Annotated in this window: 22 protein-coding genes and 1 tRNA gene; 12 read left to right on the plus strand and 11 right to left on the minus strand. The window is 62.9% G+C overall.

Annotated features, from left to right (window positions below; genetic code table 11):
• On the plus strand, positions 1–543 hold a 543-nt coding region (locus OZ411_RS34940), incomplete at its 5' end, for a transposase (RefSeq protein WP_282531576.1).
• 427 nt (positions 544–970) lie between these two features.
• On the opposite strand, the gene OZ411_RS34945 is transcribed toward OZ411_RS34940, so the two are convergent.
• Genes OZ411_RS34945 through OZ411_RS34955 form a run of 3 tightly spaced genes read right to left on the minus strand, consistent with a single transcriptional unit; the run spans position 971 to position 5,483 of the window.
• Positions 971–1,870, minus strand: coding sequence for a hydroxymethylglutaryl-CoA lyase (locus OZ411_RS34945; RefSeq protein ID WP_282531577.1), 900 nt, complete (start codon positions 1,868–1,870; stop codon positions 971–973).
• Positions 1,870–3,876, minus strand: coding sequence for an acetyl/propionyl/methylcrotonyl-CoA carboxylase subunit alpha (locus OZ411_RS34950; RefSeq protein WP_282531578.1), 2,007 nt, complete (start codon positions 3,874–3,876; stop codon positions 1,870–1,872). The genes OZ411_RS34945 and OZ411_RS34950 overlap by 1 nt, the downstream gene beginning before the upstream one ends.
• A 2-nt stretch (positions 3,877–3,878) precedes the next feature.
• On the minus strand, positions 3,879–5,483 hold the full coding sequence (locus OZ411_RS34955) for a carboxyl transferase domain-containing protein (RefSeq protein ID WP_282531579.1): 1,605 nt from the start codon (positions 5,481–5,483) through the stop codon (positions 3,879–3,881).
• A 322-nt stretch (positions 5,484–5,805) separates the two neighbouring features.
• On the opposite strand from OZ411_RS34955, the gene OZ411_RS34960 reads away from it, so the two are divergent.
• The gene (locus OZ411_RS34960; protein WP_282531580.1) at positions 5,806–6,450 is read left to right on the plus strand and encodes a TetR/AcrR family transcriptional regulator; all 645 of its coding nucleotides are present in this window, start codon (positions 5,806–5,808) and stop codon (positions 6,448–6,450) included.
• A gap of 26 nt (positions 6,451–6,476) precedes the next feature.
• Positions 6,477–6,977: an Lrp/AsnC family transcriptional regulator gene (locus OZ411_RS34965; protein ID WP_282531581.1), complete on the plus strand. Its 501-nt coding sequence runs from the start codon at positions 6,477–6,479 to the stop codon at positions 6,975–6,977.
• A gap of 194 nt (positions 6,978–7,171) precedes the next feature.
• Here OZ411_RS34965 and OZ411_RS34970 read toward each other — a convergent pair whose 3' ends face one another.
• Positions 7,172–7,480, minus strand: coding sequence for an ETC complex I subunit (locus tag OZ411_RS34970; protein WP_035691450.1), 309 nt, complete (start codon positions 7,478–7,480; stop codon positions 7,172–7,174).
• A 223-nt stretch (positions 7,481–7,703) separates the two neighbouring features.
• Here OZ411_RS34970 and OZ411_RS34975 point away from each other — a divergent pair, with 223 nt between their 5' ends.
• Complete coding sequence (locus OZ411_RS34975; protein WP_282531582.1) at positions 7,704–8,858, plus strand: OpgC domain-containing protein; 1,155 nt, start codon at positions 7,704–7,706, stop codon at positions 8,856–8,858.
• A gap of 161 nt (positions 8,859–9,019) precedes the next feature.
• On the opposite strand, the gene OZ411_RS34980 is transcribed toward OZ411_RS34975, so the two are convergent.
• Positions 9,020–10,831 carry a carbamoyltransferase C-terminal domain-containing protein gene (locus tag OZ411_RS34980; protein ID WP_282531583.1) on the minus strand — a complete coding sequence of 604 codons (1,812 nt, stop codon included), beginning with the start codon at positions 10,829–10,831 and terminating at the stop codon, positions 9,020–9,022.
• 354 nt (positions 10,832–11,185) lie between these two features.
• On the opposite strand from OZ411_RS34980, the gene OZ411_RS34985 reads away from it, so the two are divergent.
• Positions 11,186–11,467 carry a hypothetical protein gene (locus tag OZ411_RS34985; protein ID WP_130581761.1) on the plus strand — a complete coding sequence of 94 codons (282 nt, stop codon included), beginning with the start codon at positions 11,186–11,188 and terminating at the stop codon, positions 11,465–11,467.
• Between the two features lie 163 nt (positions 11,468–11,630).
• Here OZ411_RS34985 and OZ411_RS34990 read toward each other — a convergent pair whose 3' ends face one another.
• Positions 11,631–12,407: a cyclase family protein gene (locus OZ411_RS34990; protein ID WP_282531584.1), complete on the minus strand. Its 777-nt coding sequence runs from the start codon at positions 12,405–12,407 to the stop codon at positions 11,631–11,633.
• 227 nt (positions 12,408–12,634) lie between these two features.
• Here OZ411_RS34990 and OZ411_RS34995 point away from each other — a divergent pair, with 227 nt between their 5' ends.
• The 7 genes from OZ411_RS34995 to OZ411_RS35025 all read left to right on the plus strand — a co-directional run bounded on the left by OZ411_RS34995 (position 12,635) and on the right by OZ411_RS35025 (position 18,765).
• Complete coding sequence (locus tag OZ411_RS34995; protein ID WP_282531585.1) at positions 12,635–12,874, plus strand: hypothetical protein; 240 nt, start codon at positions 12,635–12,637, stop codon at positions 12,872–12,874.
• 295 nt (positions 12,875–13,169) lie between these two features.
• A complete protein-coding gene (locus OZ411_RS35000; protein ID WP_282531586.1) occupies positions 13,170–15,578 on the plus strand; it encodes a phosphoketolase family protein in 2,409 nt (802 codons plus the stop codon).
• 31 nt (positions 15,579–15,609) lie between these two features.
• Positions 15,610–16,791 carry an acetate/propionate family kinase gene (locus OZ411_RS35005; RefSeq protein WP_282531587.1) on the plus strand — a complete coding sequence of 394 codons (1,182 nt, stop codon included), beginning with the start codon at positions 15,610–15,612 and terminating at the stop codon, positions 16,789–16,791.
• A gap of 174 nt (positions 16,792–16,965) precedes the next feature.
• Positions 16,966–17,316 carry a hypothetical protein gene (locus OZ411_RS35010; RefSeq protein WP_130581766.1) on the plus strand — a complete coding sequence of 117 codons (351 nt, stop codon included), beginning with the start codon at positions 16,966–16,968 and terminating at the stop codon, positions 17,314–17,316.
• Positions 17,317–17,534: 218 nt separating this feature from the next.
• Positions 17,535–17,693: a hypothetical protein gene (locus OZ411_RS35015; protein ID WP_282531588.1), complete on the plus strand. Its 159-nt coding sequence runs from the start codon at positions 17,535–17,537 to the stop codon at positions 17,691–17,693.
• A gap of 245 nt (positions 17,694–17,938) precedes the next feature.
• On the plus strand, positions 17,939–18,265 hold the full coding sequence (locus OZ411_RS35020) for a hypothetical protein (RefSeq protein ID WP_282531589.1): 327 nt from the start codon (positions 17,939–17,941) through the stop codon (positions 18,263–18,265).
• A gap of 38 nt (positions 18,266–18,303) precedes the next feature.
• On the plus strand, positions 18,304–18,765 hold the full coding sequence (locus tag OZ411_RS35025; protein WP_282531590.1) for a cupin domain-containing protein: 462 nt from the start codon (positions 18,304–18,306) through the stop codon (positions 18,763–18,765).
• 926 nt (positions 18,766–19,691) lie between these two features.
• On the opposite strand, the gene OZ411_RS35030 is transcribed toward OZ411_RS35025, so the two are convergent.
• The 5 genes from OZ411_RS35030 to OZ411_RS35050 form a co-directional block, all read right to left on the minus strand.
• A tRNA-Pro gene (locus OZ411_RS35030) sits at positions 19,692–19,768 on the minus strand.
• Between the two features lie 161 nt (positions 19,769–19,929).
• On the minus strand, positions 19,930–20,412 hold the full coding sequence (locus tag OZ411_RS35035; protein ID WP_282531591.1) for a DUF192 domain-containing protein: 483 nt from the start codon (positions 20,410–20,412) through the stop codon (positions 19,930–19,932).
• Between the two features lie 126 nt (positions 20,413–20,538).
• Positions 20,539–21,204, minus strand: coding sequence for a cold-shock protein (locus tag OZ411_RS35040; RefSeq protein ID WP_130581771.1), 666 nt, complete (start codon positions 21,202–21,204; stop codon positions 20,539–20,541).
• A gap of 196 nt (positions 21,205–21,400) precedes the next feature.
• On the minus strand, positions 21,401–22,162 hold the full coding sequence (locus OZ411_RS35045; protein ID WP_130581772.1) for a Sir2 family NAD-dependent protein deacetylase: 762 nt from the start codon (positions 22,160–22,162) through the stop codon (positions 21,401–21,403).
• A 92-nt stretch (positions 22,163–22,254) separates the two neighbouring features.
• Positions 22,255–22,500, minus strand: coding sequence for a hypothetical protein (locus OZ411_RS35050; RefSeq protein WP_130581773.1), 246 nt, complete (start codon positions 22,498–22,500; stop codon positions 22,255–22,257).
• Positions 22,501–22,641 lie beyond the last annotated feature (141 nt).

Consider the following 22,641-nt stretch of genomic DNA (forward strand, 5'->3'; position numbering starts at 1 on the left):
CAAGGGCAGCCGTTGCCGCCGCAGCTTCTGGCCGAAGTGAAGCGCGAGCATGCCCGGCTGATGCTGGTGCGTGACCAGCTCAAGGCGCTGGAGCAGGCCCAGGCCGCGGCGCAAGCCGCTGCGATGCCCGCACCGATGGCGAAGCGACGGGATCAGTTGCAGCAACTCAAGGCACTCGGCCCGGCGTTTGCCACCACGCTGGTGCACGAGGTGTTCTACAAGGACTTCCGCAACCGGCGCGAGGTCGCAAGCTATTGCGGCTTGGCGCCCAGTCCCTGGCAAAGCGGCGGCATCGACCGCGAGCAGGGGATTAGCAAGGCCGGCAACCGGCGCGCCCGCCACAAGACGATCGAACTGGCGTGGCTCTGGCTGCGCCATCAGCCGGACAGCGCGCTCAGCCGCTGGTTCCGCAGCCGCACGGAGAACGCCGGCAGGCGCGCCAAGCGCGTCGCCATCGTCGCCCTGGCGCGCAAGCTGATCGTGGCGCTGTGGCGCTATCTCACCAGCGGTCTTGTTCCGGAAGAGGCCGTGATGAAGGCATAGCACCAAACAAACCAACCAGGGCGAAGGCGGCCCGCGCCGCGCGCCCCGTACAGGATGGATGATGACCGTGCCACCCAGGGGCTTCACAAAGCCGTTTTGTAGATGGGTCTCATCCGCTCAGGCTTCCTCGCCGCAAGCATGCGGAAGGTGGGTACGGGTCAGCCGATCCGACCGGATATGAGGTGATGCAGTGAGCTGCAGAAATCTTCGGAAGCCAATCCTCGCCCGGGGCCCGGTCGTCGCGCTGCGCTACGCATGGCTCCGCGCGCCGCCCTCTCACCGCAAAAACCCAACCCAACCCTGTTCGTTGAGAGCCTTGACTCACAAAGCCCCATATGAGGGTGGGCAAAGGCGCGAAGCGCCGTGCCCACCATCGAGTGCTGTGCTCGCGATGGTGGGCACGCTGCGCTTTGCCCACCCTACGAAGTTAGCGTTTCTTCTTCGCGTTCAGCGCATTGGCGACGCGGCTCACCGGCGGGCGGCCGAGCAGGCGGCTGACTTCGTTCGTCGCGGCGAGCAACCTCTCCATGTCGACGCCGGTTTTGATGCCCATGCCTTCGAGCATGTAGACGACGTCCTCAGTTGCGACATTGCCGGTCGCGCCGGGGGCATAGGGGCAGCCGCCGAGACCGCCGGCGGCGGAATCGATGACGCGGACGCCCTCCTCCATGCCGGCGTAGAGGTTGGCGAGCGCCTGGCCGTAGGTGTCATGGAAATGCATCGCGAGATTTTGTGCCGGTACCTCGCCCGCGACCGCGCGCATCAGGTGCCGCGCCTTGACCGGCGTGCCGACGCCGATGGTGTCGCCTAGCGAGATCTCGTAGCAGCCGAGGTCCCACAACGTCCTGGCGACGTCGACAACCGCCTGCGGCTTGACCTCGCCGTCGAAGGGGCAGCCGAGCACGCAGGAGATATAGCCGCGCACCTTGATGCCATCGGCCTTCGCGCGCGCCAGCACCGGCTTGAACCGCTCGATCGATTCTGCGACCGAGCAATTGATGTTGGCGCGCGAGAAACCTTCGGAGGCCGAGGCAAACACCGCGATCACCTTGGCGCCGGCGGCTTGCGAGGCCTCATAGCCCTTCTCGTTCGGCACCAGCACGTGGAATTCGCCGGGAAGATGGCTCACGCCGCGCAGCACCTGGTCGGAGCCGACCATCTGCGGGACCGCCTTCGGCGACACGAAGGCGCCGACCTCGACGATCGGCAGGCCGGCACCGATCAGGCGCTCGATGAAAGCGATCCGATCGGCGACGCTGATCGGCGTCTTCTCATTCTGCAGCCCGTCGCGCGGACCGACCTCGACAATACGGACGCTGTCGCTCATCACGCGGCCACCGGTTCGACTTCGGCGAGCTCGACGCCCTCGCCGACGATATCGCCCACCTTGCACTTCAGCTTCTTCAGCACCCCGGCATACGGCGCGCGCAACGTCTGTTCCATCTTCATCACTTCCAGTGTCAGGATCGCCGCGCCCTTCTCCAACGTCGCGCCCTCCTCGGCGAGCAGGGCGACGACGGTGCCCGGCAGCGGCGCCACGATCTTGTCCTCGCCGACATGCTCCTCGGTCTCGCCGCCGAACGGATCGACCCAGTGCAGGTCGAAGCGGCCGTTGCGGGTGCGCAAGTAGAGCTCGTGACCTTCGATGACGGCGACGACACGGGATTTCGTGCCATCAAGCGTCAGGTCAAAGCCGCTGTCCGCCGCGGGCGCCAGTGCCAGCACGAACTCGCGATCGCCGACCAACACCGTCGACGGCCCGTTGCCATAGCGCAGCGTCACCTTCTGTTCCGCGCCCTGCCCCTGCCGGAACGAGAACACCCGCTGCCGTTGGCCAACCGGCATCCAGCCAAATGTCTGCCACGGCGAATGTGCTTCCTTCCGTGCAGCCTTCTGTTCCTCATTCAAGATCGCAGCGACTGCAGCGCACAGCTCGAACGCACCGGCGGCCCCACGTTCTTCCGTCAGGCTCTTCAGTTCGCGCTCGATGAAGCCGGTATCGATCGCGTTCGCGACCACGGCAGGATGCGTTACCAGCGCCGACAGGAACGGGATGTTGGTGACGATGCCGCGAACATCGGTCTCTTGGAGCCCGCGATTGAGCTTTTCGATCGCGACCTCGCGCGTCGGCGCCCACGCGATCACCTTGGCCAGCATCGCGTCATAGTATGGCGAGACGTTATCGCCGCTGCGATAGCCGGAGTCGATGCGCAAGCCGTCACCCTCTTGCGGCGTGCGCCAGGTCTTGATGCGTCCGACCGAGGGCATGAAATTCTTCTGCGGATTTTCCGCATAAACCCGCGCCTCGATGGCGTGACCGTTAAGTTTGATTTCGTTCTGGCTCAGCGGCAGCTTCTCGCCGAAAGCGACCCGGAGCTGCCATTCGACGAGATCGACACCGGTGATCAGTTCCGTGACGGGATGCTCGACCTGCAGGCGAGTGTTCATCTCGATGAAGAACACGTCCTTGCCATCGGAGACGAATTCGATGGTGCCGGCGCCGACGTAATTGACCGCCGCGGCCGCCTTCCGCGCGGCGGCGCAAACCGTCTCGCGCTGGGTCGCATTCAGCGTCGGCGACGGCGCTTCCTCGATCACCTTCTGGTGCCGCCGCTGCAGCGTGCATTCGCGCTCCCATAGCGAGAGCAGATTGCCATGGCTGTCGCCGATGATCTGCACCTCGATGTGGCGCGGGTTCTGGACGTATTTCTCGATCAGCATGCGGTCGTCGCCGAATGCCGCCTTGGCCTCGCGCTTGGCGCTGACGATCGCAGCCGACACCTCGGCCGCCGAATTCACCACGCGCATGCCGCGGCCGCCGCCGCCGGCGGAGGCCTTCACCAGCACGGGGAAACCGATGCGCTCGGCGGCGTTCGCCAGCGTCGCCTCGTCCTGGGCCTCGCCATGATAGCCCGGCACCAGCGGGACATCAGCCTTCTCCATCAGCGCCTTGGAGCCGGACTTCGAACCCATCGCATTCATCATCTCGGCGGTGGGGCCGACGAACACCAGCCCTGCCTCAAGGCAGGCCTGCGCGAATTCAGCGTTCTCGGACAAGAAGCCGTAGCCGGGATGAACAGCCTCGGCGCCGGTCTCGCGCGCCGCTTCGATCACGCGCTGGATGTTGAGATAGCTGTCGCGCGCCCGTGCCGGACCCAGCAGCACGGCCTCGTCGGCGAGCGCGACATGCAGAGCATCGCGGTCGGCTTCGGAATAGACCGCAACCGTGCGCAGGCCCATGGCCTTAGCGGTGCGGATCACGCGGGCTGCGATCTCGCCGCGGTTGGCGATCAGCAGGGTGCGAAAACGCCGGTACAGTTTTGAGCGGTCCATCGTCACATCCTGAACAGGCCGAATTTCGTCGGCTCGATCGGCGCATTGGCGGCGGCCGATAGCCCCAGGCCGAGCACAAGGCGCGTATCGGCGGGATCGATCACGCCGTCGTCCCAGAGCCGCGCGGTGGCGTAATAGGGATTGCCCTGGCTCTCATATTGCGCGCGGATGGGCGCCCGGAACTTCTCCTCTTCCTCCACCGACCAGGTGTCGCCCTTGGCCTCGATATTGTCGCGCCGGACCTGGCTCAGCACCATCGAGGCCTGCTCGCCGCCCATCACCGAGATGCGCGCATTCGGCCACAGCCAGAGGAAGCGCGGACTGTAGGCGCGCCCGCACATGCCGTAATTGCCGGCGCCATAGGAGCCACCGATCACGACGGTGAATTTCGGCACGCCGGCAGTCGCGACCGCAGTGACGAGCTTGGCGCCATCGCGCGCAATGCCGCCGGCCTCGTATTTCTTGCCGACCATGAATCCAGTGATGTTCTGCAGGAAGACCAGCGGGATGCCGCGCTGGCAGCACAGTTCGATGAAATGCGCGCCCTTGAGCGAGCTCTCGCTGAACAGGATGCCGTTATTGGCGATGATGCCGACCGGAAAGCCCCAGATATGGGCAAAGCCGCAGATCAGCGTCGTGCCATAGAGCCTCTTGAATTCGTCGAATTCGGAGCCGTCGACGATCCGCGCGATGATGTCGTGAACGTCGAACGGTTTGCGGCCGTCGGAGGACACCACGCCATAGATCTCCTCGGCCGGATAAAGCGGCTCCCGCGGCTCGCGCATATTGAGCGCGGCGCGCGCCGGCGGCTTCAACGTGGCGACGATACGCCGGGCAATGCCGATCGCGTGCGCATCGTTCTGCGCGTAATGGTCGGTGACGCCGGATTGCCGCGAATGCACGTCGGCGCCGCCGAGCTCCTCGGCGGTGACCACCTCGCCGGTGGCGGCCTTCACCAATGGCGGGCCGCCGAGGAAGATCGTGCCTTGATTGCGCACGATGATGCTCTCGTCCGACATTGCCGGCACATAGGCGCCGCCGGCGGTGCAGGAGCCCATGACGATCGCGACCTGCGGAATGCCCGCGGCCGACATCTGCGCCTGGTTGTAGAAGATGCGGCCGAAGTGGCGCTCGTCCGGGAATATCTCGTCCTGCATCGGCAGGAAGGCGCCGCCGGAATCGACCAGGTAGACGCAGGGCAGATTGTTCTGCCGCGCGATATCCTGGGCGCGCAGGTGCTTCTTCACCGTCATCGGATAATAGGTGCCGCCCTTGATGGTGGCATCATTGGCAACGATGATGCATTCGCGGCCCGCAATGCGCCCCACCCCGGTGATCACGCTCGCCGAATGCACGTCGCCGCCATAGAGGCCATTGGCCGCGAGCGGCGACAATTCCAGGAACGCGGTGCCGGGATCGACCAGGAGGTCGACACGGTCGCGCGCCAGCATCTTGCCGCGCGAGGTATGCCTGATACGGGACGCCTCGCCTCCCCCGCCCGCAACCTGGCTGAGCTTGTCGCGGAGCTCGGCCACCAGGCCGCGCATCACCTCGGCATTGCCGGAAAATTCCTGGGATTTGGGATCGATCGTGGAATGAAGCTGCATGTTGCGCTTTTCTGCCGCGTGTTTCGACAATCTTCAAACTAGAATATCGCGCTTTGTCGCGCGATAGGCTCCGCCGCCCAAGCCTGATGATCCCGTCTTGCGGAAATTGACCACCACCGCCGGGTTCGAGGCCATGAGTCCTCCCATCGTCTTGGGATTTTATAACGAACGATCATACGTTTTTTTATCGCCGTCTCAAGAGGCTCGATCTTGAGCAACCGCTTACGTTATACTACATTGTTTTCGCTTGGTTTTCCGACTATAAATATACGATCGTTCGCTTGTTTCCTGCACTTTTTCAACACCCCCTGCGAGGGTTCCGATGGCGCGCACGATCGGCTCACACGGCCCAACGACGCTGGAGGCGATCCGGAAAGCCGGAACGCGCCTGATCTTCGAGCATGGCTATGAGGCCATGAGCCTGCGTCAGCTCGCCGCCGAGGTCGGCATCCAGGCGGGATCGCTCTACAACCACATCAGCACCAAGCAGGAATTGCTGTTCGACCTGGTGCAGCACCATATCAACGAACTGCTGCGACAGCTCGATCTTGCGCTCGACGGCAAGACTGGGGCGGTGGAAAAACTCCGCGCCTTCGTCGCCTTCCACGTCAGCTATCACATGACGCGCAAGCGTGAGGTCTACATCGCCAATTCCGAGCTGCGCAGCCTGGAGCCGAAGAATTACGCGGCGGTGATCGCCTTGCGCGAGGCCTATGAGCGGCGCCTTGCCGACATCCTCGAAGAAGGCGTTGCGCAGGGCGTCTTCGACCTGGTGGACGTCCAGGTCGCGACCTTTGCGATCCTGGCGATGTTGACCGGGCCTTGCACCTGGTATCGTCCGGGCGGCCGGCTCTCGAAGGAAGCCATCATCGCCACCCATGAAAAGCTGGTGCTGTCGGGCATTGCGCCGCAGGCAGCCGCTCCCCCTGCCCGCCGCAAGGCCACCCGGCGCGTCGCCGCCGAATGACTCGCTCGTCAACGCACGAGGCATCCATGACAGAGCTCGACGAGATCGACCGGAAGATTTTGTCCGAGCTGCAGCGGGACGGCCGGCTGCGCTACAACGATTTGGCGCAACGGGTCGGCATCTCCGCGCCGGCCTGCCTGCGCCGCGTCCGCGCGCTGCGTAGCCGCGGCGTCATCAGGGACGTCCGCGCAAGCCTTGACGAGCGGACGCTCGGCTATGAGGTGGTGTCCTTTGTCTTGATTCAGTTGACCAGCCAGAACCAGGTTACGCTGGAGGCGTTCGAGGCATCGATCGCCCGCCTGCCGCTGGTGCAGCAGTGCTGGCGCATTTCGGGCGAAGCGGACTTCCTGCTCAAGTGCGTGGCAACCGGTGTGCAGGGCATGCACCAGCAGCTCCTGCAATTCTCGGCGATGGCTGAGGTGCGCACCATCAGGAGCTTTCCAGTGCTCGGCGTCTCCAAGGACGCACCGCTGCCGCTCCCCGACATTCCGACGGCGGCCGATCCGGCAGGGTCGCGCGACCGGTGACCGCGCCCTGGGCCGAGGCTGTCTGGGCTCCTTCCCCCTGAAAGGGGGAAGGCTGGGATGGGGGTCAGCCCCGGGCACCGGTGCCAATGGAGAGAGAATCCCCACCCGGTTTGCGCGTGTCACGCGCAAACCGACCTCCCCTTTTCAAGGGGAGGTGAAATGCAGCCAGAGCCCGCAGGACCCTGTTGCGGGCTTCAGTGCGTCCAGGGCTCGCCGCGCCGGAACGAGAAATTGTCGGCATAGGCGATCTGCCGGTGGAGGGATTCCTTCGGCTCGAGCACCTGGTAAGGGATGCCCTTGCGTTCGCAATAGGCGATCGCCTCTTCCTTGGTCTGGAAGCGCAGCGTGAGCTGCTGCTTCATGTCACCGGACGAGGTCCAGCCCATCAGGGGCTCGACCATCCGCGGCTGTTCCGGCTCGTAGTCGAGCTGCCATTCCCTGGTCTTGGCACGCCCCGATTGCATCGCGTTTTTGGCGGGCTTAAAAATGCGTGCTGTCGTCATGGATCGTCGAACCTTCGGGGATTGTGCGACATGGAGCGTGTGGAGGGAACGCCCGGGATAGTATAAAAACACCTTTCACGGATGTGATGGGTGATTCCTGAACCCGGATGTTACCTTTCCGTCTGGTATAGCCATTCTACCGCGCTGTGACAATCTGGCCGCGGATGGGCTCGAGTGCCTCGCGGCGCGGCCTTCTCGAAAGCATCACTTCGAAGCGGGACCCATGAAAATCAACGCCACCCTGCCCGAAAAGGGACGCGACCTCCGGCTCGACCTGTTTCGCGGGGTCGCGAACTGGGCGATCTATCTCGATCATATCCCCGACAATGTGGTGAATTGGATCACCACGCGGAACTACGGCTTCAGCGACGCCGCCGATCTCTTCGTCTTCATTTCCGGCTATACCGCCTCCTTCGTCTATGCCCGGATGATGCTGGAGCGCGGCTTCGTCGTCGGCGCGACCCGGCTGACCAAGCGCGTCTGGCAGCTCTACGTCGCCCATATCATCCTGTTCGTGATCTACATCGCCGCAATCAGCTACCTGGCGTTGCGCTTCGGCGATTCCAACCTCATCAACGAGTTCAACGTCGCCGGCCTCGTCGATAACGCGACCGAGACCCTGCGCCAGGGCCTGTTCCTCAAATTCAAGCCGGTCAACCTCGACGTGCTGCCGCTCTACATCGTGCTGATGGGCCTGTTCCCGCCGGTGCTCTGGTTCATGCTGCGGCAACCGAACCTGACCATGCTCGCCTCGATCGCGCTGTGGCTGGTATCGCGCCAGGTGGGATGGAACCTGCCGGCCTATCCGGCCGGCGTCTGGTATTTCAACCCGTTCTGCTGGCAGGTTCTGTTCGTGTTCGGCGCCTGGTGCGCGCTCGGCGGCGCGCGCAAGAATGCCGACATCATCAACTCGCCCTACACGCTCTGGTTCTGCATCGCCTATATGATCTTCGCGCTGATCATGACCATGGCCGGCCGCTTCCCGGATTTCGGCGCCATGTTCCCCGACTGGCTCTATTCGGCCTTCAACCCGAACGACAAGACCAACCTTGCGCCCTACCGCTTCATCCACTTCGCGGTCATCGTCATCCTCGTGATCCGCTTCATCCCGAAGGACTGGTCGGCGCTGGAGTGGAAGGTGTTCGATCCGCTGATCGTCTGCGGCCAGCAGTCGCTCGCGGTGTTCTGCGTCGGCGTGTTCCTGTCCTTTGTCGGGCATTTCGAGCTGTCGATGAGCTCGGGTTCGCTGCTCGCGCAGATCTTCGTCAGCGTCACCGGCATCGCGATCATGACGATCGTGGCCTACTACATCTCCTGGTCGAAACGGCAGGACAAGCCGCTGCCGAAAACGCCGCCGACGCCGGCGAAGGCAACGTAGCGCCATCCTCTCCCTCTCCCCGTTCTCCACGGGAAGAGGGTTGGGGTGAGGGGCCGCTTCCGCGAACACGGTAGCAGATGGATTCGCGGAGACTCCCCCTCACCCGGATTCAAGCTGCGCTTGAATTCCGACCTCTCGCCGCAAGCGGGGCGAGGTAGATCTCAGGCCGGCGGCGGGGCGGTCGAGGCGACGATGCTCGCGACATCGCCATAAGTCCTGACCAGCGGCGCGACGACCTTGTGCATCCGGCCCTTCGACACGATCGTGTCATGCAGGATCAGGTTGTCGACCCCGGTGGCGAGGAAGCAGTTCACGGCGTCCTCCGGCGTCTCGATGATCGGCTCACCCTTGACGTTGAAGGAGGTGTTGATCAGCACCGGCACCCCCGTCAGCGCCTCGAACTCCTTCAAGAGCCGGTAGAGCCTGGGATTGGTCGCCTCGCGCACGGTCTGCACGCGCGCCGTGCCGTCGACATGGACGATCGCCGGAATCTTGTCGCGCCACTCGGGACGGACGGGCTTGGCGATCAGCATGAACGGCGAATCCTCCTCGCCTTCGAAGATCTCCGTCATCCGCTCGGCCAGCACGAGCGGCGCAAACGGGCGGAACGCCTGCCGGTGTTTGACGCGGCTGTTGAGGATGTCCTTCATGTCAGCCCGGCGCGGATCGGCGATCAGACTCCGGTTGCCGAGCGCACGCGGCCCGAACTCGGACGGCCCCTGGAACCAGCCTATCACGCGCTGGTCGGCCAGCAGCTTGGCGGTATCGCGGCAGATATCGTCGCTGCGCCTGATGTCCACCTGCACGCGCACCAAAAACTTCTGCAGCGCGGCCGCGACCTCCGCCTCGCTATAGGGCCTGCCGACGTAAGCGTGCTCCATTACGAAGTTGCGCCGCTGCTTCAGGATCTCGAGCCAGCCGTAATAGGCGCAGCCGATCGCGGTGCCGTCGTCGCCGGCCGCGGGCTGGATCCACACATTTTCAAAACCGGCTTCCCGCGCAATCCGTCCGTTGGCCACGCAATTCAGTGCGACGCCGCCGGCGATACAAAGGTTCTTCGCGCCCGTGGTCTCGCGCAGCCAGCGCGCGCGGGCGAGCAGCACGTTCTCGGTGTCGTCCTGCACGCGCCAGGCGATGTCCTCCCAGTGACGCATCGCCGGGTTCTTCTCCCAACTGCCGCTGTCGAGCAGATAGGGTTCGTGGAATTCGCTCGTCCAGGGCGGCACATACAACTTGCCGTCGTTCATATCGAGGAGATGCTTGACCTGCTCGCGGCGGCCATAGGGCGCAAGGCCCATCAGTTCGCCGCACTTGTTCCAGTCACCGAATACGTAGGACGAGACGCGGCTGTAGAGCGCGCCGAGGCCCGGCATGTTGTAGAACTCGTCGCTGAGCATGCCGCGCGAAGGCTCCATGAAGACCTTCTTCAGGCATTCCAGCTTTTCGCCCGCGAAGTGGTAGTAGCTTTCGGATTCGCGCGCCAGCGGCGACGCCGCATCAGCATTCGGATATGTCTCCATGACGTCGGACTGATAGTTGCCGACGCCGTCGACCACCATCACCGCGCCCTCATCGAACGGCGACACCGCAAATGCGCTGTAGGCATGCGCCAGATGGTGGGAGACCGATCGCACCTTGCCCGAGGTCGAACGAAACAGCGGATGTTTGGACGCCTCCTGCCGCTCGGGATACGGAAGAAAGCCGGCCATGTCCTGATAGATCAGACGCTCTTCCAGCTCCGGCACCGGCAGGATGTAGCAATTGCTGACGACCAGATCGACGTCATCGAGCGTGATGCCCTCGGCCTTGAGGCAATAGTCGATCGCCTCCTTGTGGAATCCGGATGCGTGCTTCTCGCGCGTGATCCGCTCCTTGGCGATCGCAAAGGCGATCGCTCCGTCGCGCAACAGGCAGGCGCTGACGTCATGATCGTAGGTGTTGAGGCCGAGGACATAGGTGTGCTGCTTGGGCATGGGGACTCGTCAGGCGGGAATCATCGCGTGGCTTAGAAGCGCGATCGTGTCGACATCAAGTTCTCTGCGGGATTTTGTCGAAATCTTTTTCGTCTTGGTTCGGTAGCGCACAAATCACTGGGTACGACGAAGATGAACAAGATGAACGATGGATGAACAGCAGGACAAACGATGCATTTCTGCAAGCGGGACCATAACTTGACCTTACCCGACCCGCCCAATAGAGTTTTTGCGAAGCGCAAGAACGTTCGACAAAATTTTGTCTTAGTGCATCTGAACTAGTGGCTGTCTCAAACGTCTAAGCAAGACAGTTCGGATTGTTTGGATGTATGGAAGTGACCGGGAGATTACTGAATGGTTAAACGCTACAATTTCCTGACGCGCTGCCTTGCCGCGGTGGCATTGCTGTTCGTCTATGTCGCCAGCACGTCGGCGATTCTGGTCGGTGCGACCACCTCGTCGGCGCAGGCGCAGTGGCGCGGGCGCGGCGGAGGTTATCGTGGCGGATATCGAGGCGGCGGATGGGGTTATCGCGGCGGCGGCTATCGCCGTGGCTGGTATCCCCGTGGTGGCTACGGCTACTATGGTGGTCCACGCTGCTGGTGGACCCCGCGCGGCGTTCGCGTCTGCAGGTAGTACGTTAGTCCGACGTTACTGCACTGGATCGAAGGAAAAAATCAGGTGCGTCGGAAACGGCGCACCTGATTTTCTTTTGGCGAGGAAGCTCTGGATTCTTGTTTTGACGCGTTTTCTTCACGCGAACCGGTATCCACTTCGCTCGAAAACGCTTGCGCGCGGCTCAGCTATCGAGGATCGCGACCGCCCGCGTCCAGCCGGCCGAAGCGCGCTCGATCTTTACCGGGAAGCACGACACCATGAAGCCGGTCGAGGGCAACAGTTCGAGATTGTGCAGCTTCTCGAGGTGGCAATAGCCGATGTGGCGGCCGGCCTTGTGCCCTTCCCAGATCAGGCTGGCGTCCCTGGTCTCGGCATACTTCTTCGCGGTGTAGACGAACGGCGCGTCCCAGCTCCAGCCGTCGGTGCCGGTCAGCCGCACGCCGCGCTCCAACAGATACATCGTCGCCTCATAGCCCATGCCGCAGCCCGAGACGACGTAATCCGGCCGACCGAATTTCGCGCCGGCGCTGGTATTGACGACGACGATCTCGAGCGGCTGCAGCGTATGGTCGATCCGCTTGAGCTCCTCCTCGACGTCTTTGGCGGTCGCGACATAGCCGTCCGGCAGATGCCGGAAGTCCAGCTTGACGGCGGGCTGGAAGCACCATTCCAGCGGCACCTCGTCGATGGTCCAGGCGCGCTCGCCGCGATTCATCGTGGGATGGAAGTGCCAGGGCGCATCCAGATGCGTGCCGTTATGGGTGGAGAGGTTGACCTGCTCGACTGCCCAGCCCTGCCCGTCCGGCAGCTCTTCCGCTCGTAACCCCCGGAAGAATTCCAGCATGCGCGGCAGGCCCTGCTGGTGATCGATATACTGGATGGTCGGGTGGTTGCCCGGCGGATCGGCCGGCACGTCGTTCTGCAGGGGAACGGAGATGTCGATCAGTTTGCGTGCCATGGGGGCTCCTCGGTTTCTAGTGAGCAGTGAGTAGGGTGGGCAAAGCGACTTCTTGCACCGTCATTCAATCAAACACCGGCGGAAGCGTGCCCACCATCAACACTCCGCTCGTGATGGTGGGCACGCTTCGCTTTGCCCACCCTACGGCATTTACCAATGGTTAGCTTTACCGAAGCCGCCACAGGAACGTCATCGACCAGCCTTCATTGACGTGCACAGGACTGCGGATGAAGAACGAGTTCGACAAGATCGACCAGACGCTGGACGAAATGCTGGTGAACCTGGGCGCCATCGTGCTCAAGCTCGCTGCAGTGTCGAAGACAGCTCCGGAGCGGCGGGCGCTGGCGCAGTCCGTCCATCAATACACCGTGTGCGCCGAGCGATCGAGCGATCCCCGAGTCCAGCGCCTGCGGGTGGAACTCGAGGCGACCCTCCAGCCTCCGCTGAAACTGGTCTCCAGCCGGTAGCGCCGGCCGCACCGTACCGTTTGGCCGCACGCCCCCTGGTCAAAAGCGCGGCATCGCAGTTTCGTCAAACGCCGCCGCTATAATCTCACATTTCCTGCGCCGGAACGGCGCTGATCCGCGCCCGTTGTCATCGGACAGATGGCGCAGCAAGCGCATGCTCGAATGGCGCCGGGATCGAGGATGGCTTGGATGCGGTTGACCTGGGTCAATACCCGCACCGCTCGGGAATGGACAGTGGCGCGTCCGGCAAAGCCGTCACGATTGGCAACGTCGCCAAGAAACAACGAGGCGTTCAATGCAAGATGTAAGCAGCACGTCCGCCGTTCTCGATAGCGCCGAACTCGATCTGCTTGATCGGTACTGGCGCGCCGCCAACTACCTCTCGGTCGGCCAGATTTATCTGCTCGACAATCCCCTGCTCCGCGAGCCGCTTCACAAGGAACATATCAAGCCGCGCCTGCTCGGCCATTGGGGCACGACGCCCGGTTTGAATTTCGTCTATGCCCATCTCAATCGCGTGATCAAACACCGCGATCTCGACGTCATCTATGTCTGCGGCCCCGGCCATGGCGGGCCCGGCATGGTCGCCAATACCTATCTCGAAGGCACCTACACCGAGATCTATCCCAACATCACGCGGGACGTTGACGGTCTGCGCAAGCTGTTTCGGCAGTTCTCCTTTCCAGGAGGCATCCCGAGCCACGCCGCACCGGAGACACCGGGCTCGATCCATGAAGGCGGCGAACTCGGCTATGCGCTCGCCCATGCCTATGGCGCGGCATTCGACAATCCCGATCTCCTGGTTGCCTGCGTCATCGGCGACGGCGAAGCCGAGACCGGCCCGCTCGCCGCCTCCTGGCATTCGAACAAGTTTCTCAACCCCGCGCGCGACGGTGCGGTGCTCCCGATCCTGCATCTGAACGGCTACAAGATCGCCAACCCGACCGTGCTCGGACGGATGAGCGACGACGAAATCCGCCACCTGTTTCTGGGCTTTGGCCATGAGCCGATGTTCGTCGAGGGCGACGATCCCACGACGATGCACCGGCAGATGGCAGCCACCCTGGATGCGGCAACGGATCGTATTCGCGCCATCCAGCAGGCCGCGCGAGGCGCATCGCCGTCGCCGGAGCAGCCGCGATGGCCGATGATCGTGCTGCGCAGCCCAAAGGGCTGGACCGGCCCCAAGGAAGTCGACGGCCTCAAGGTCGAGGGATTCTGGCGCGCGCACCAGGTGCCGGTTGCCGAAGTCCGCAGCAATCCAAGCCATCTCGCGATACTGGAGCAATGGCTGCGCGGCTATCAGCCGGAGACGTTGTTCGACCAGCACGGCACGCTCGTTCCGGAGTTGCAGAAACTGGCGCCGGCAGGTGCGCGTCGGATGGGCGCCAATCCGCATGCCAATGGCGGGCTGTTGAAGCGTGAGCTGGAGCTGCCCGACTATCGCGCCTTCGCCATCGAGGTCGCCACGCCCGGCGGCGTGATGAATGAAGCGACGCGCACGATGGGAAAATTCCTGCGCGACGTCATGAGGCGCAACGAGAGCACCCGCAACTTCCGCATTATGGGTCCGGACGAGACCGCCTCAAACCGGCTCGATGCCGTGTTCGAAGTGACCGATCGCGTCTGGATGGAAGAGATCGAGCCGTACGACGTCCATTTGTCCCGGGACGGCCGGGTGATGGAGGTCCTGAGCGAGCATCTCTGCCAGGGATGGCTCGAGGGTTATCTGCTCACTGGGCGACATGGATTGTTCTCCTGTTACGAGGCATTCATCCACATCGTCGACTCCATGTTCAACCAGCACGCCAAATGGCTGAAGGTCTCCCGCGGCCTGCCCTGGCGGCGCCCGATCGCCTCGCTGAACTACCTGCTCACCTCTCACGTCTGGCGGCAGGATCACAACGGCTTCAGCCACCAGGATCCGGGCTTCGTCGATCTCGTTGCCAACAAGAAGGCGGACGTCGTCCGCGTCTATTTCCCGCCGGATGCCAACTCGCTGCTCTGGATCACCGACCACTGCCTGCGCACCTACGACCGCATCAACGTCATCGTGGCCGGCAAGCAGCCCGCGCCGCAATGGCTGACAATCAAGGAGGCCGCGGTTCATTGCGAGGCCGGGATCGGCGCGTGGTCATGGGCCGGAACGGAAACACCCGGCAGCGACGTCGACGTGGTGATGGCCTGCGCCGGCGACGTGCCGACGCTGGAGACGCTCGCCGCCGTCGACATGCTCCGGAAGCAGATCCCCAAGCTCAAGATCAGGGTCGTCAACGTCGTCGACCTCATGGCCCTGCAACCGCGCGAACAGCATCCGCATGGACTGACCGACCGCGAGTTCGACACCTTGTTCACCCGCGACAAGCCGGTGATCTTCGCCTATCACGGCTATCCCTATCTGATTCACCGCCTCACCTATGCACGCACCAACCACGCCGGCATGCATGTGCGCGGCTTCAAGGAAGAGGGAACGACGACGACGCCGTTCGACATGGTCGTGCTCAACGAGCTCGACCGCTTCCATCTGGCGATCGAGGTCATCAACCGCGTCCCGGGACTTGCGGCGTCCGCGGCCGCCGTCAAGCAGCACTGCCTGGACCGGCTGATCGAGCACGGCAAATATGTCCGCGCGCACGGCGAGGACATGCCCGATATCCGCGACTGGTCCTGGCCATATGGCACGGCCGCGAACGCCGGCGATTAATGCCCGATCACAAGCGTTGAGGCTGAAGAAGATGCCGAACGCCCTCCTCGTCCTCAACGCAGGATCGTCCTCGATCAAGCTGGCGCTGTTTGCGAGCGGCGGCTCAGGCGATCCCGCGCTGCTGTGCAAGGGCATGCTCGACCATCATCAGCATCAGCCGCAGATGGTCGTGAAGGACCTGCAGGGCAACGTGCTGTTCGAGCGGCACGCCGCGGCGGAAGCGGACGACGAGAGCTTCTTCTCGGATCTGTTGCACTGGATCGACGAATTCCTCACGGGTGGAACTCTCGTCGCGGTCGGCCACCGCGTCGTCCATGGCGGCCTGAAGTTCTTCGAACCGGTGAAGGTGACGCCGGCCATTCTCCAGGTGCTGCGCGAGCTCACGCCGCTCGCGCCATTGCATCAGCCAGCCAGCCTCGCGCCGATCGAGGCGATGCAGAAGCTGCGGCCGGACCTGCCGCAGGTCGCCTGCTTCGATACCGCCTTCCACCATAGCCTCGCGCCGCCCATGAGCCGCTTTGCGCTGCCGCGGCATTTCGAACAGGAGGGCGTGCGCCGCTACGGCTTTCACGGGCTGTCCTACGAGTTCATCGCCCGCCGCTTGCGAGAGATCGCGCCGGATCTGGCTTTGGGACGGATCGTGACGGCCCATCTCGGCAGCGGCGCCAGCCTGTGCGCGATGCGCAACGGGCGCAGCATCGACACGACGATGAGCTTCACCACGCTGGACGGGCTGATGATGGGCACGCGCTGCGGCGCGATCGATCCTGGCCTGCCGCTCTACCTGCAACAGCAGCGCGGGCTTTCGGCCGACGAGATCGAGCACGTGCTGTATTACGAATCCGGATTGCTCGGCGTGTCCGGGATCAGCGCCGACGTGCGCGTGCTCACCAACAGCAACGATCCCCGTGCCGCCGAGGCACTCGAACTGTTCGCCTTCCGCGCCGGCGCGGCGATCGCCGCGATGGTCCACAGCCTGGGCGGCCTGGACGCGATCGTCTTCACCGCCGGGATCGGCGAGAACAGCCCCGAGGTGCGGAAGCAGATCTGCACCGGCCTTGGCTGGCTCGGCGTGGAGATCGATGACCCCGCCAACAGCGCCAATGAACTCTGGATCGGCGCAAAGACAGCGCGTGTCGCAACCCTGGTGGTCCCCACCGATGAGGAAGCGGCCATCGCCGCCCACAGCCAGGCCTTGATTACAAATCGTTGAGAATAATGAACGGGATCGCCGTCACTCGCGCAGCCGCGATCCGGCAGCAAGCTTCGCGCCAAAGGATTTGATGGGCGGGACCGCATTGCGCGAGACCGCAATGCCTACATCCTGTTTGTGCTGGCGCCGGCCGAACGTCTGGCCCAGCCGTCTCGCGAAGACAGGAGTCTCGCCATGAAGAAACTATCCCTCCTCTGCCTCGCCCTCGCCGTCGGCCTTTCGACCACCGCAGCATTCGCACGCGGCGGCGGAGGCGGCATGGGGCACGGTATGGGAGCCATGGGAATGCACGGAGGCATGCCCATGAGCAGCGGCCTACCCACGAGCGGCGGCCTGCCGGTGACCGGCGGCGCTTTTGGAACCAACCCCGCCACACCAGGCACCAACTCGCTCGGAACCGCGCTTTCGTCCTCAGGCATTGCCAACGGTCCCCAGAAGGGGCCGCTGCTTGGCACCGATCCCTCGCTCGATCCCGAAGAGGCCAAGGTCGAGAAGATGATCGGATCGATCTGCCGCGGATGCTGAAGCGCCACGGAACGCTGCGATCGTCCTGAACCAGACGGCCGGCTCCGGCTTCGGCCGCCGCACGGACGTTAAGGTTGATCGGTTAGGTTAAGATCAGGCTTGTCTTGAGCACGGTGGCCGCGATGGTAAAGCGAGCTCACCGTACCAGATCTCCGGCCTATGACCCAACCGGGCTAAATAGAGCTTTCTTTCCAAAAGCCAGGATCGCAGGTGACATCATGTGGAACGGCCGCAAGAACGCAATCATCGGGCTCAGCGCGCTGTTCGCATTCATCCTGCTCGAATTGTGCGCGGCAATCGCTGCGATCGGTGCAGTGCTCGAATTGGCCATCGGCATCGACGTGCCAATTCTGCCGTTCCTCACATCGAACGACTAAGGTACCTGCGCGCTCGCCTGAAGGGAGTGCGCTGCACCCTCGGAGCTTCGCCGCCACCAGCATGCGGGCGCAAGCGCCCATCCGAAAAATTCCAACGGCCTTACGGTGGCGATATCATCGGGACCGATGATTTGACGTGCGATTTGGCAACCACAACCGTTGCTCGCAAACCCAGGCGCCACCTACTATGCTCCGACGCTGCAAGCCCCGCCGCGATTCCTAAATTCTTTTCTTTGGAGCCATGAATGTTCAGAACGTCCTTGATAATTCTGTCAGCCCTCGCCTCAATGATTGCTTCTGCGGCCGCCCAGCCTGCCTCCCTCACCTGCAGCGGCTCCCTGTTCGATCCAACTGGATCCGCGCCCTCGGCAAAAACCGCGACGCTTGCCCTCGGTCCGCCGGTTTCGATCGATACCGGGAATGGCCCGCAGCGCGCTTCGGTCGTCAGCAACAACAGGATTCAACTCAGATTCAGAACCAAGGACTTCACGGGTGAGTATTTCCACTACACCAGTGATCTTTTCCTGATCTACCGATCAGGACATCTCGCGCGGTTGATGTGTCAGCGTTGAGCAAGGAGCGTGGCCCCGGGTGTCATTGAAAGGACCTCATGCCCAGGATCGATTTCGCCGCCGTGCCGAAACGCAAGGGCTCCGGCTACCCGCCGCCATTCGACGCCCCCTGTGCCGAACGCGTGCGGCAGCGGTTGGGCAACGCCGGCGGCCTCACCGACTTCGGGGTCAATCTCATGCACCTGCCGCCGGGCAACTGGTCGAGCCAGCGCCACTGGCATTCGGCCGAAGACGAATTCGTCTATGTGCTCGAAGGCGAACTGACGCTGATTGAAGATGGCGGCGAGACGGTGCTGCGCGCAGGCGATTGCGCGGCGTTTCCGAAAGGCTCCGGCAACCGCCATCACCTCGTCAACAAATCCGACGCGATGGCGGTTTATCTCGAAGTCGGCTCGCGCTCACCAGCCGACGTCACCATCTGCTCGGACGTCGACATGATGAGCTCCAACGCCGACGGCCGGTTCGTGCACAGGGATGGCACGCCCTATCCCGAGCGGTAGAGTGCAATTGGGGTGGCCCCACCCCATAGCAATTTCAGAGTTTCGCTAGTCTCGTGCAGGGATCAGGCTTTGATCATCACACGGGAAAGACCAATGGCTCGCCCCAAATCCGCCGCTCACTTTCTTGAATGAAGCTATTGAGTTACCGAAGCCTCTCACAATTTGGAGACGTAGCGGACCGGCAAAATTGAATCCACCGGCTACATCCGAAAATTCGCCGTCAATTATGTCGCCACGTAGCGTGCCTCGAAAAACGTTGGCAAAATTCCGCTCTTTACTCTGTCCAAACCACCAAACAGTATTTCCGCGTTGCGCGACAAAGTAGGTACCTGTGTCGTTCCCCTTCCAGGTTCCCTTCATAGTCCTCGGCCCTGTGCACGATGCATGTGCGTTTACTGAGACCGACAACGTCAGGATAAATCCAACAATAGCAATGCTGATATCCGAGCGCATTTTTTTGCTTCCTACCTATTGACGCAGCAGTCGTTCGTATTCGACGTCGTAAGAGTAAGCCGCCTCCTCCGCGTGGATCGTCACCGATTCCGTACGCACTACAGAACGAACGAAGTTGTTTCATAGGTTGGGCAGTGGCGCATCGGACGTTCGTCCGACGTACAGACGCTTGCGACTGTGCAGCGCATCCACGAGGCAACCGCCTCCTCCCATAGCCCTGTACGAAGACATGGAGCGCGCTCGCCAGATCGCGTGTCATGGAAGCCCCTCGACCAGCTCTCTCTCCTGCTGACGCCGAGATTGTCGCCAAGGCAATCGTCGAGGGCATTCCGCGTGGGCGCAGGCACGGATGGGAGATGGGGCAGCAAATGCCCCCGAAGCATAAGCTTCTCAGCGGTGACCGATATACCCCCGACAGCCGACAGCGACCGGGACGCGACAGGCCTCTCAAATACCTGATTTCACTAATCTTTTGGTCGGGGCAGCTGGATTCGAACCAACGACCTGCAGTACCCAAAACTGCCGCGCTACCAGGCTGCGCTATACCCCGAGCAATCCGCAGGCGATGTCGATACACGGTTAGAGGGGCGCCAGCAAGGCGCTCGCGGGGGCGCCGGATGATGATCCGATCAGGCTGGCCGGATCATCATCCGCTCCTTAGTGGAGCATGATCTTTTCGGAAAACCGGTGCCCACTTTTCCGGATCATGCTCTATTTGCCGTTGAACAGCGGGTGCGCCACCCGGTCGCCGGGCTGGATGCCGTATTTCTGTGCCGTGCCCGCGACCACCTCCAGCACGCCCTTGGCAAGTCCGCCGGAGGAGATGATCTTGGTCGACATCGGCTCGGTATTCTCCGCGATCCGCAGGATGCGGCCGTCGGCGCGGATGAAGATCATGTCCAGCGAGACATAGGTGTTCTTCATCCACATCGACACCTGCTGCTCCGGCGAGAAGTCGAACAGCATGCCTTTGCCGTCGGGCAGTTCCTTCCGGTACATCAGCCCCGTCGTCTTCTCCTCCTCTGTCGTCGCGAGCTCGACGGAGAAGACGTGCACTCCGTTCTTGGTGACGATCTCGAGCGGCTGGACCGTCGCGGCCCTTGCGGCCGGGCCGGCGATCACTCCGAGCAGAAGGACGAACGACGCAAACAGGCCAACGAGCAGGCGATGCCCGGCGACACGATCGAAAATCATGGCAACAGCACTCACGGCAAGATCAAACCGCGGGGAACCTAACCCGGCGACGGCGGCAATGACCAGAGGGCAAAGACCCGCCACGCGCCACCCGGCTCACGTTTGCGTTAGAGATCGAATAGGAGATCAGTGCGACGACAGCGCCGACGGGCCGGTCTCCGGGTGAATCTCCGCGGCCATCATGCCCTTGGAGCCGGGCCCGAACCGCACCAGCACATATTGGCCGGGGCGCAGTTCGGTCATGCCGAAGCGGCGCAGCGTTTCCATGTGCACGAAGATGTCGGGCGTCCCTTCACCGCAGGTCAGGAAGCCGAAGCCGCGCAGCCGGTTGAACCACTTGACCTGCGCCCGCTCCAACCCGCTGGTCGGGGTGACCGTGACATGGGTCCTGGGCGGCAGCATCTGCGCCGGATGGATCGCCGTCGTTTCATCCATCGAGAGGATGCGGAACGCCTGATAGCCCTTCGCGCGCTGCACGCATTCAACCACTACGCGAGCGCCCTCGTAGGCCGTCTGGTAGCCGTCGCGCCTGAGCACGGTGACGTGCAGAAGCACGTCTGGCGAGCCATTGTCGGGGACGACGAAGCCGTAGCCTTTCGAGGCATCGAACCATTTGATGACGCCGGAAATCTCGACGAGGTTGGCGGCGGCATCGCCCAGGCCGGAGAATGCATCCGCGGCTGGATCGCGCGGTGCTCTCTCCGAGTATTCACCCGGCGCAAGCCTACCCTGCCCGGCGCCACCCGATGGCGGAGCGCCGAGCTTCTTGGACTCAAATCCGTCCGACCCCATGACCCCGGACCCCGCACATCATCTGCAACCCGTCTCTCTGCGACGGTACCTACCGGTGCGTTGTTGCACGACCGCTCATGAACAACGCACGCGAATCTCGAATCAAAAGATAACACTCCCGCTTGCGTCGCATAGACAAAAAACGAATCCAGCGGGAACTATGAACAGGCTTGCACAATCGCGAATCAATTGAGCATCAATTGCCTACAAACGGCCCAAGGGTCTCGCCGATGTCGTGGCGGATCACGAGATCCGCAATATCGTCCTGCTCGGTCGGCTCGTTGTTGATGATCACAAGCTTGGCACCACAGTTCTTGGCCATCATCGGAAATCCCGCCGCGGGCCACACCACCAGCGAAGATCCGATCGCAAGAAACAGATCGCAGTGCTGCGCAAGTTCCGTCGCCCGTCGCATCGCATCCTCCGGCATCGCCTGGCCGAACGAGATGGTTGCGGTCTTGATGGGATCGCCGCAGTCGGTGCAATCGGGCGCACTGCCGTTCTCGTCAAAGCGCTGCTTGACCCACATCAATTCGTACGCCCTGCCGCAACCGATGCAGCGCGCATAGGTTGTGTTGCCATGCAACTCGACCACATGATCCGATTTGAAGCCGCTCATCTGATGCAGATTGTCGATGTTCTGGGTAACGATCGACGGAATCTTCCCCGCGCGATAGAGCGAGGCGAGCGCGCGATGCCCGCGCCCGGGCTTCGCCGCCGCAAAGGTCGGCTCCATCGCAAAGCGCCGACGCCACGCTTCATCGCGCGCGTCGGCACTTGCAACGAATTCGTCGAAGGGAATTGGCCGGTTGCGCGTCCACAGCCCGCCGGGCGAGCGGAAGTCGGGAATCCCGCTCTCGGTTGAAATGCCGGCACCGGTGAAGGGAACGATGGTGGAGGCCTCGGCGATGAAATTGCCGAGGGCCTCGACGCCACTGCGCAGATCTTTTGCAATCACGTGAGAAACCCGAGTTGACCGCGCGCACTATAGCACGGCCAACTGGAGCGAGGGATCGCACCTGTCATGCGGCTCTCACGCCGCCGTGTTTGTCACGCCGCTTTGGCGACCAGCTCCTTCGCCTCATTCGGCTCCTTCACCTCGTCGCTCTTTTTCGCCTTCGCGACCGGCGCGGCATCGGCCTTCTTCACAGGCTTGCCGTATTGCGCAAGCTTCTCCAATTCCGCTTCGAGTTCGGCGCGGCGCGCCGCGACCTTTTCAAACAGCTTGTCGGTCGCGTGCTCGCGCAAGCTTGCGAGTTCTTCGATGCTCAGTGAATCCAGATCGATCTTTGCCATGAATTGGCCTCCCCAGTTTCCCTTTTTGGCTAGCGGGGCCGCGGAGAAGCGACAAGCAGCGTACGCGCCTTATCCACCGCCTTCGCTGCTCATCATCTCACCACAATCCTGCACCGGCTCCTCCCCATTGGCGCCCCATTG

The organism is Bradyrhizobium sp. Arg237L, assembly GCF_029990105.1.
In the GTDB taxonomy this organism is placed as follows: Bacteria; Pseudomonadota; Alphaproteobacteria; order Rhizobiales; family Xanthobacteraceae; genus Bradyrhizobium.

Coding starts and splice junctions, on each gene's coding strand:
- OZ411_RS35050 (WP_130581773.1), bottom strand. CDS start 22,500: ATGGCAAAGATCGATCTGGATTCACTGAGCATCGAAGAACTCGCAAGC.
- OZ411_RS34955 (WP_282531579.1), bottom strand. CDS start 5,483: ATGCAGCTTCATTCCACGATCGATCCCAAATCCCAGGAATTTTCCGGC.
- OZ411_RS34945 (WP_282531577.1), bottom strand. CDS start 1,870: ATGAGCGACAGCGTCCGTATTGTCGAGGTCGGTCCGCGCGACGGGCTG.
- OZ411_RS34950 (WP_282531578.1), bottom strand. CDS start 3,876: ATGGACCGCTCAAAACTGTACCGGCGTTTTCGCACCCTGCTGATCGCC.
- OZ411_RS35005 (WP_282531587.1), top strand. CDS start 15,610: ATGCCGAACGCCCTCCTCGTCCTCAACGCAGGATCGTCCTCGATCAAG.
- OZ411_RS35010 (WP_130581766.1), top strand. CDS start 16,966: ATGAAGAAACTATCCCTCCTCTGCCTCGCCCTCGCCGTCGGCCTTTCG.
- OZ411_RS35015 (WP_282531588.1), top strand. CDS start 17,535: ATGTGGAACGGCCGCAAGAACGCAATCATCGGGCTCAGCGCGCTGTTC.
- OZ411_RS35025 (WP_282531590.1), top strand. CDS start 18,304: ATGCCCAGGATCGATTTCGCCGCCGTGCCGAAACGCAAGGGCTCCGGC.
- OZ411_RS35040 (WP_130581771.1), bottom strand. CDS start 21,204: ATGGGGTCGGACGGATTTGAGTCCAAGAAGCTCGGCGCTCCGCCATCG.
- OZ411_RS34980 (WP_282531583.1), bottom strand. CDS start 10,831: ATGCCCAAGCAGCACACCTATGTCCTCGGCCTCAACACCTACGATCAT.
- OZ411_RS34960 (WP_282531580.1), top strand. CDS start 5,806: ATGGCGCGCACGATCGGCTCACACGGCCCAACGACGCTGGAGGCGATC.
- OZ411_RS34990 (WP_282531584.1), bottom strand. CDS start 12,407: ATGGCACGCAAACTGATCGACATCTCCGTTCCCCTGCAGAACGACGTG.
- OZ411_RS34975 (WP_282531582.1), top strand. CDS start 7,704: ATGAAAATCAACGCCACCCTGCCCGAAAAGGGACGCGACCTCCGGCTC.
- OZ411_RS34970 (WP_035691450.1), bottom strand. CDS start 7,480: ATGACGACAGCACGCATTTTTAAGCCCGCCAAAAACGCGATGCAATCG.
- OZ411_RS35035 (WP_282531591.1), bottom strand. CDS start 20,412: ATGATTTTCGATCGTGTCGCCGGGCATCGCCTGCTCGTTGGCCTGTTT.
- OZ411_RS35020 (WP_282531589.1), top strand. CDS start 17,939: ATGTTCAGAACGTCCTTGATAATTCTGTCAGCCCTCGCCTCAATGATT.
- OZ411_RS34965 (WP_282531581.1), top strand. CDS start 6,477: ATGACAGAGCTCGACGAGATCGACCGGAAGATTTTGTCCGAGCTGCAG.
- OZ411_RS34985 (WP_130581761.1), top strand. CDS start 11,186: ATGGTTAAACGCTACAATTTCCTGACGCGCTGCCTTGCCGCGGTGGCA.
- OZ411_RS35000 (WP_282531586.1), top strand. CDS start 13,170: ATGCAAGATGTAAGCAGCACGTCCGCCGTTCTCGATAGCGCCGAACTC.
- OZ411_RS34995 (WP_282531585.1), top strand. CDS start 12,635: ATGAAGAACGAGTTCGACAAGATCGACCAGACGCTGGACGAAATGCTG.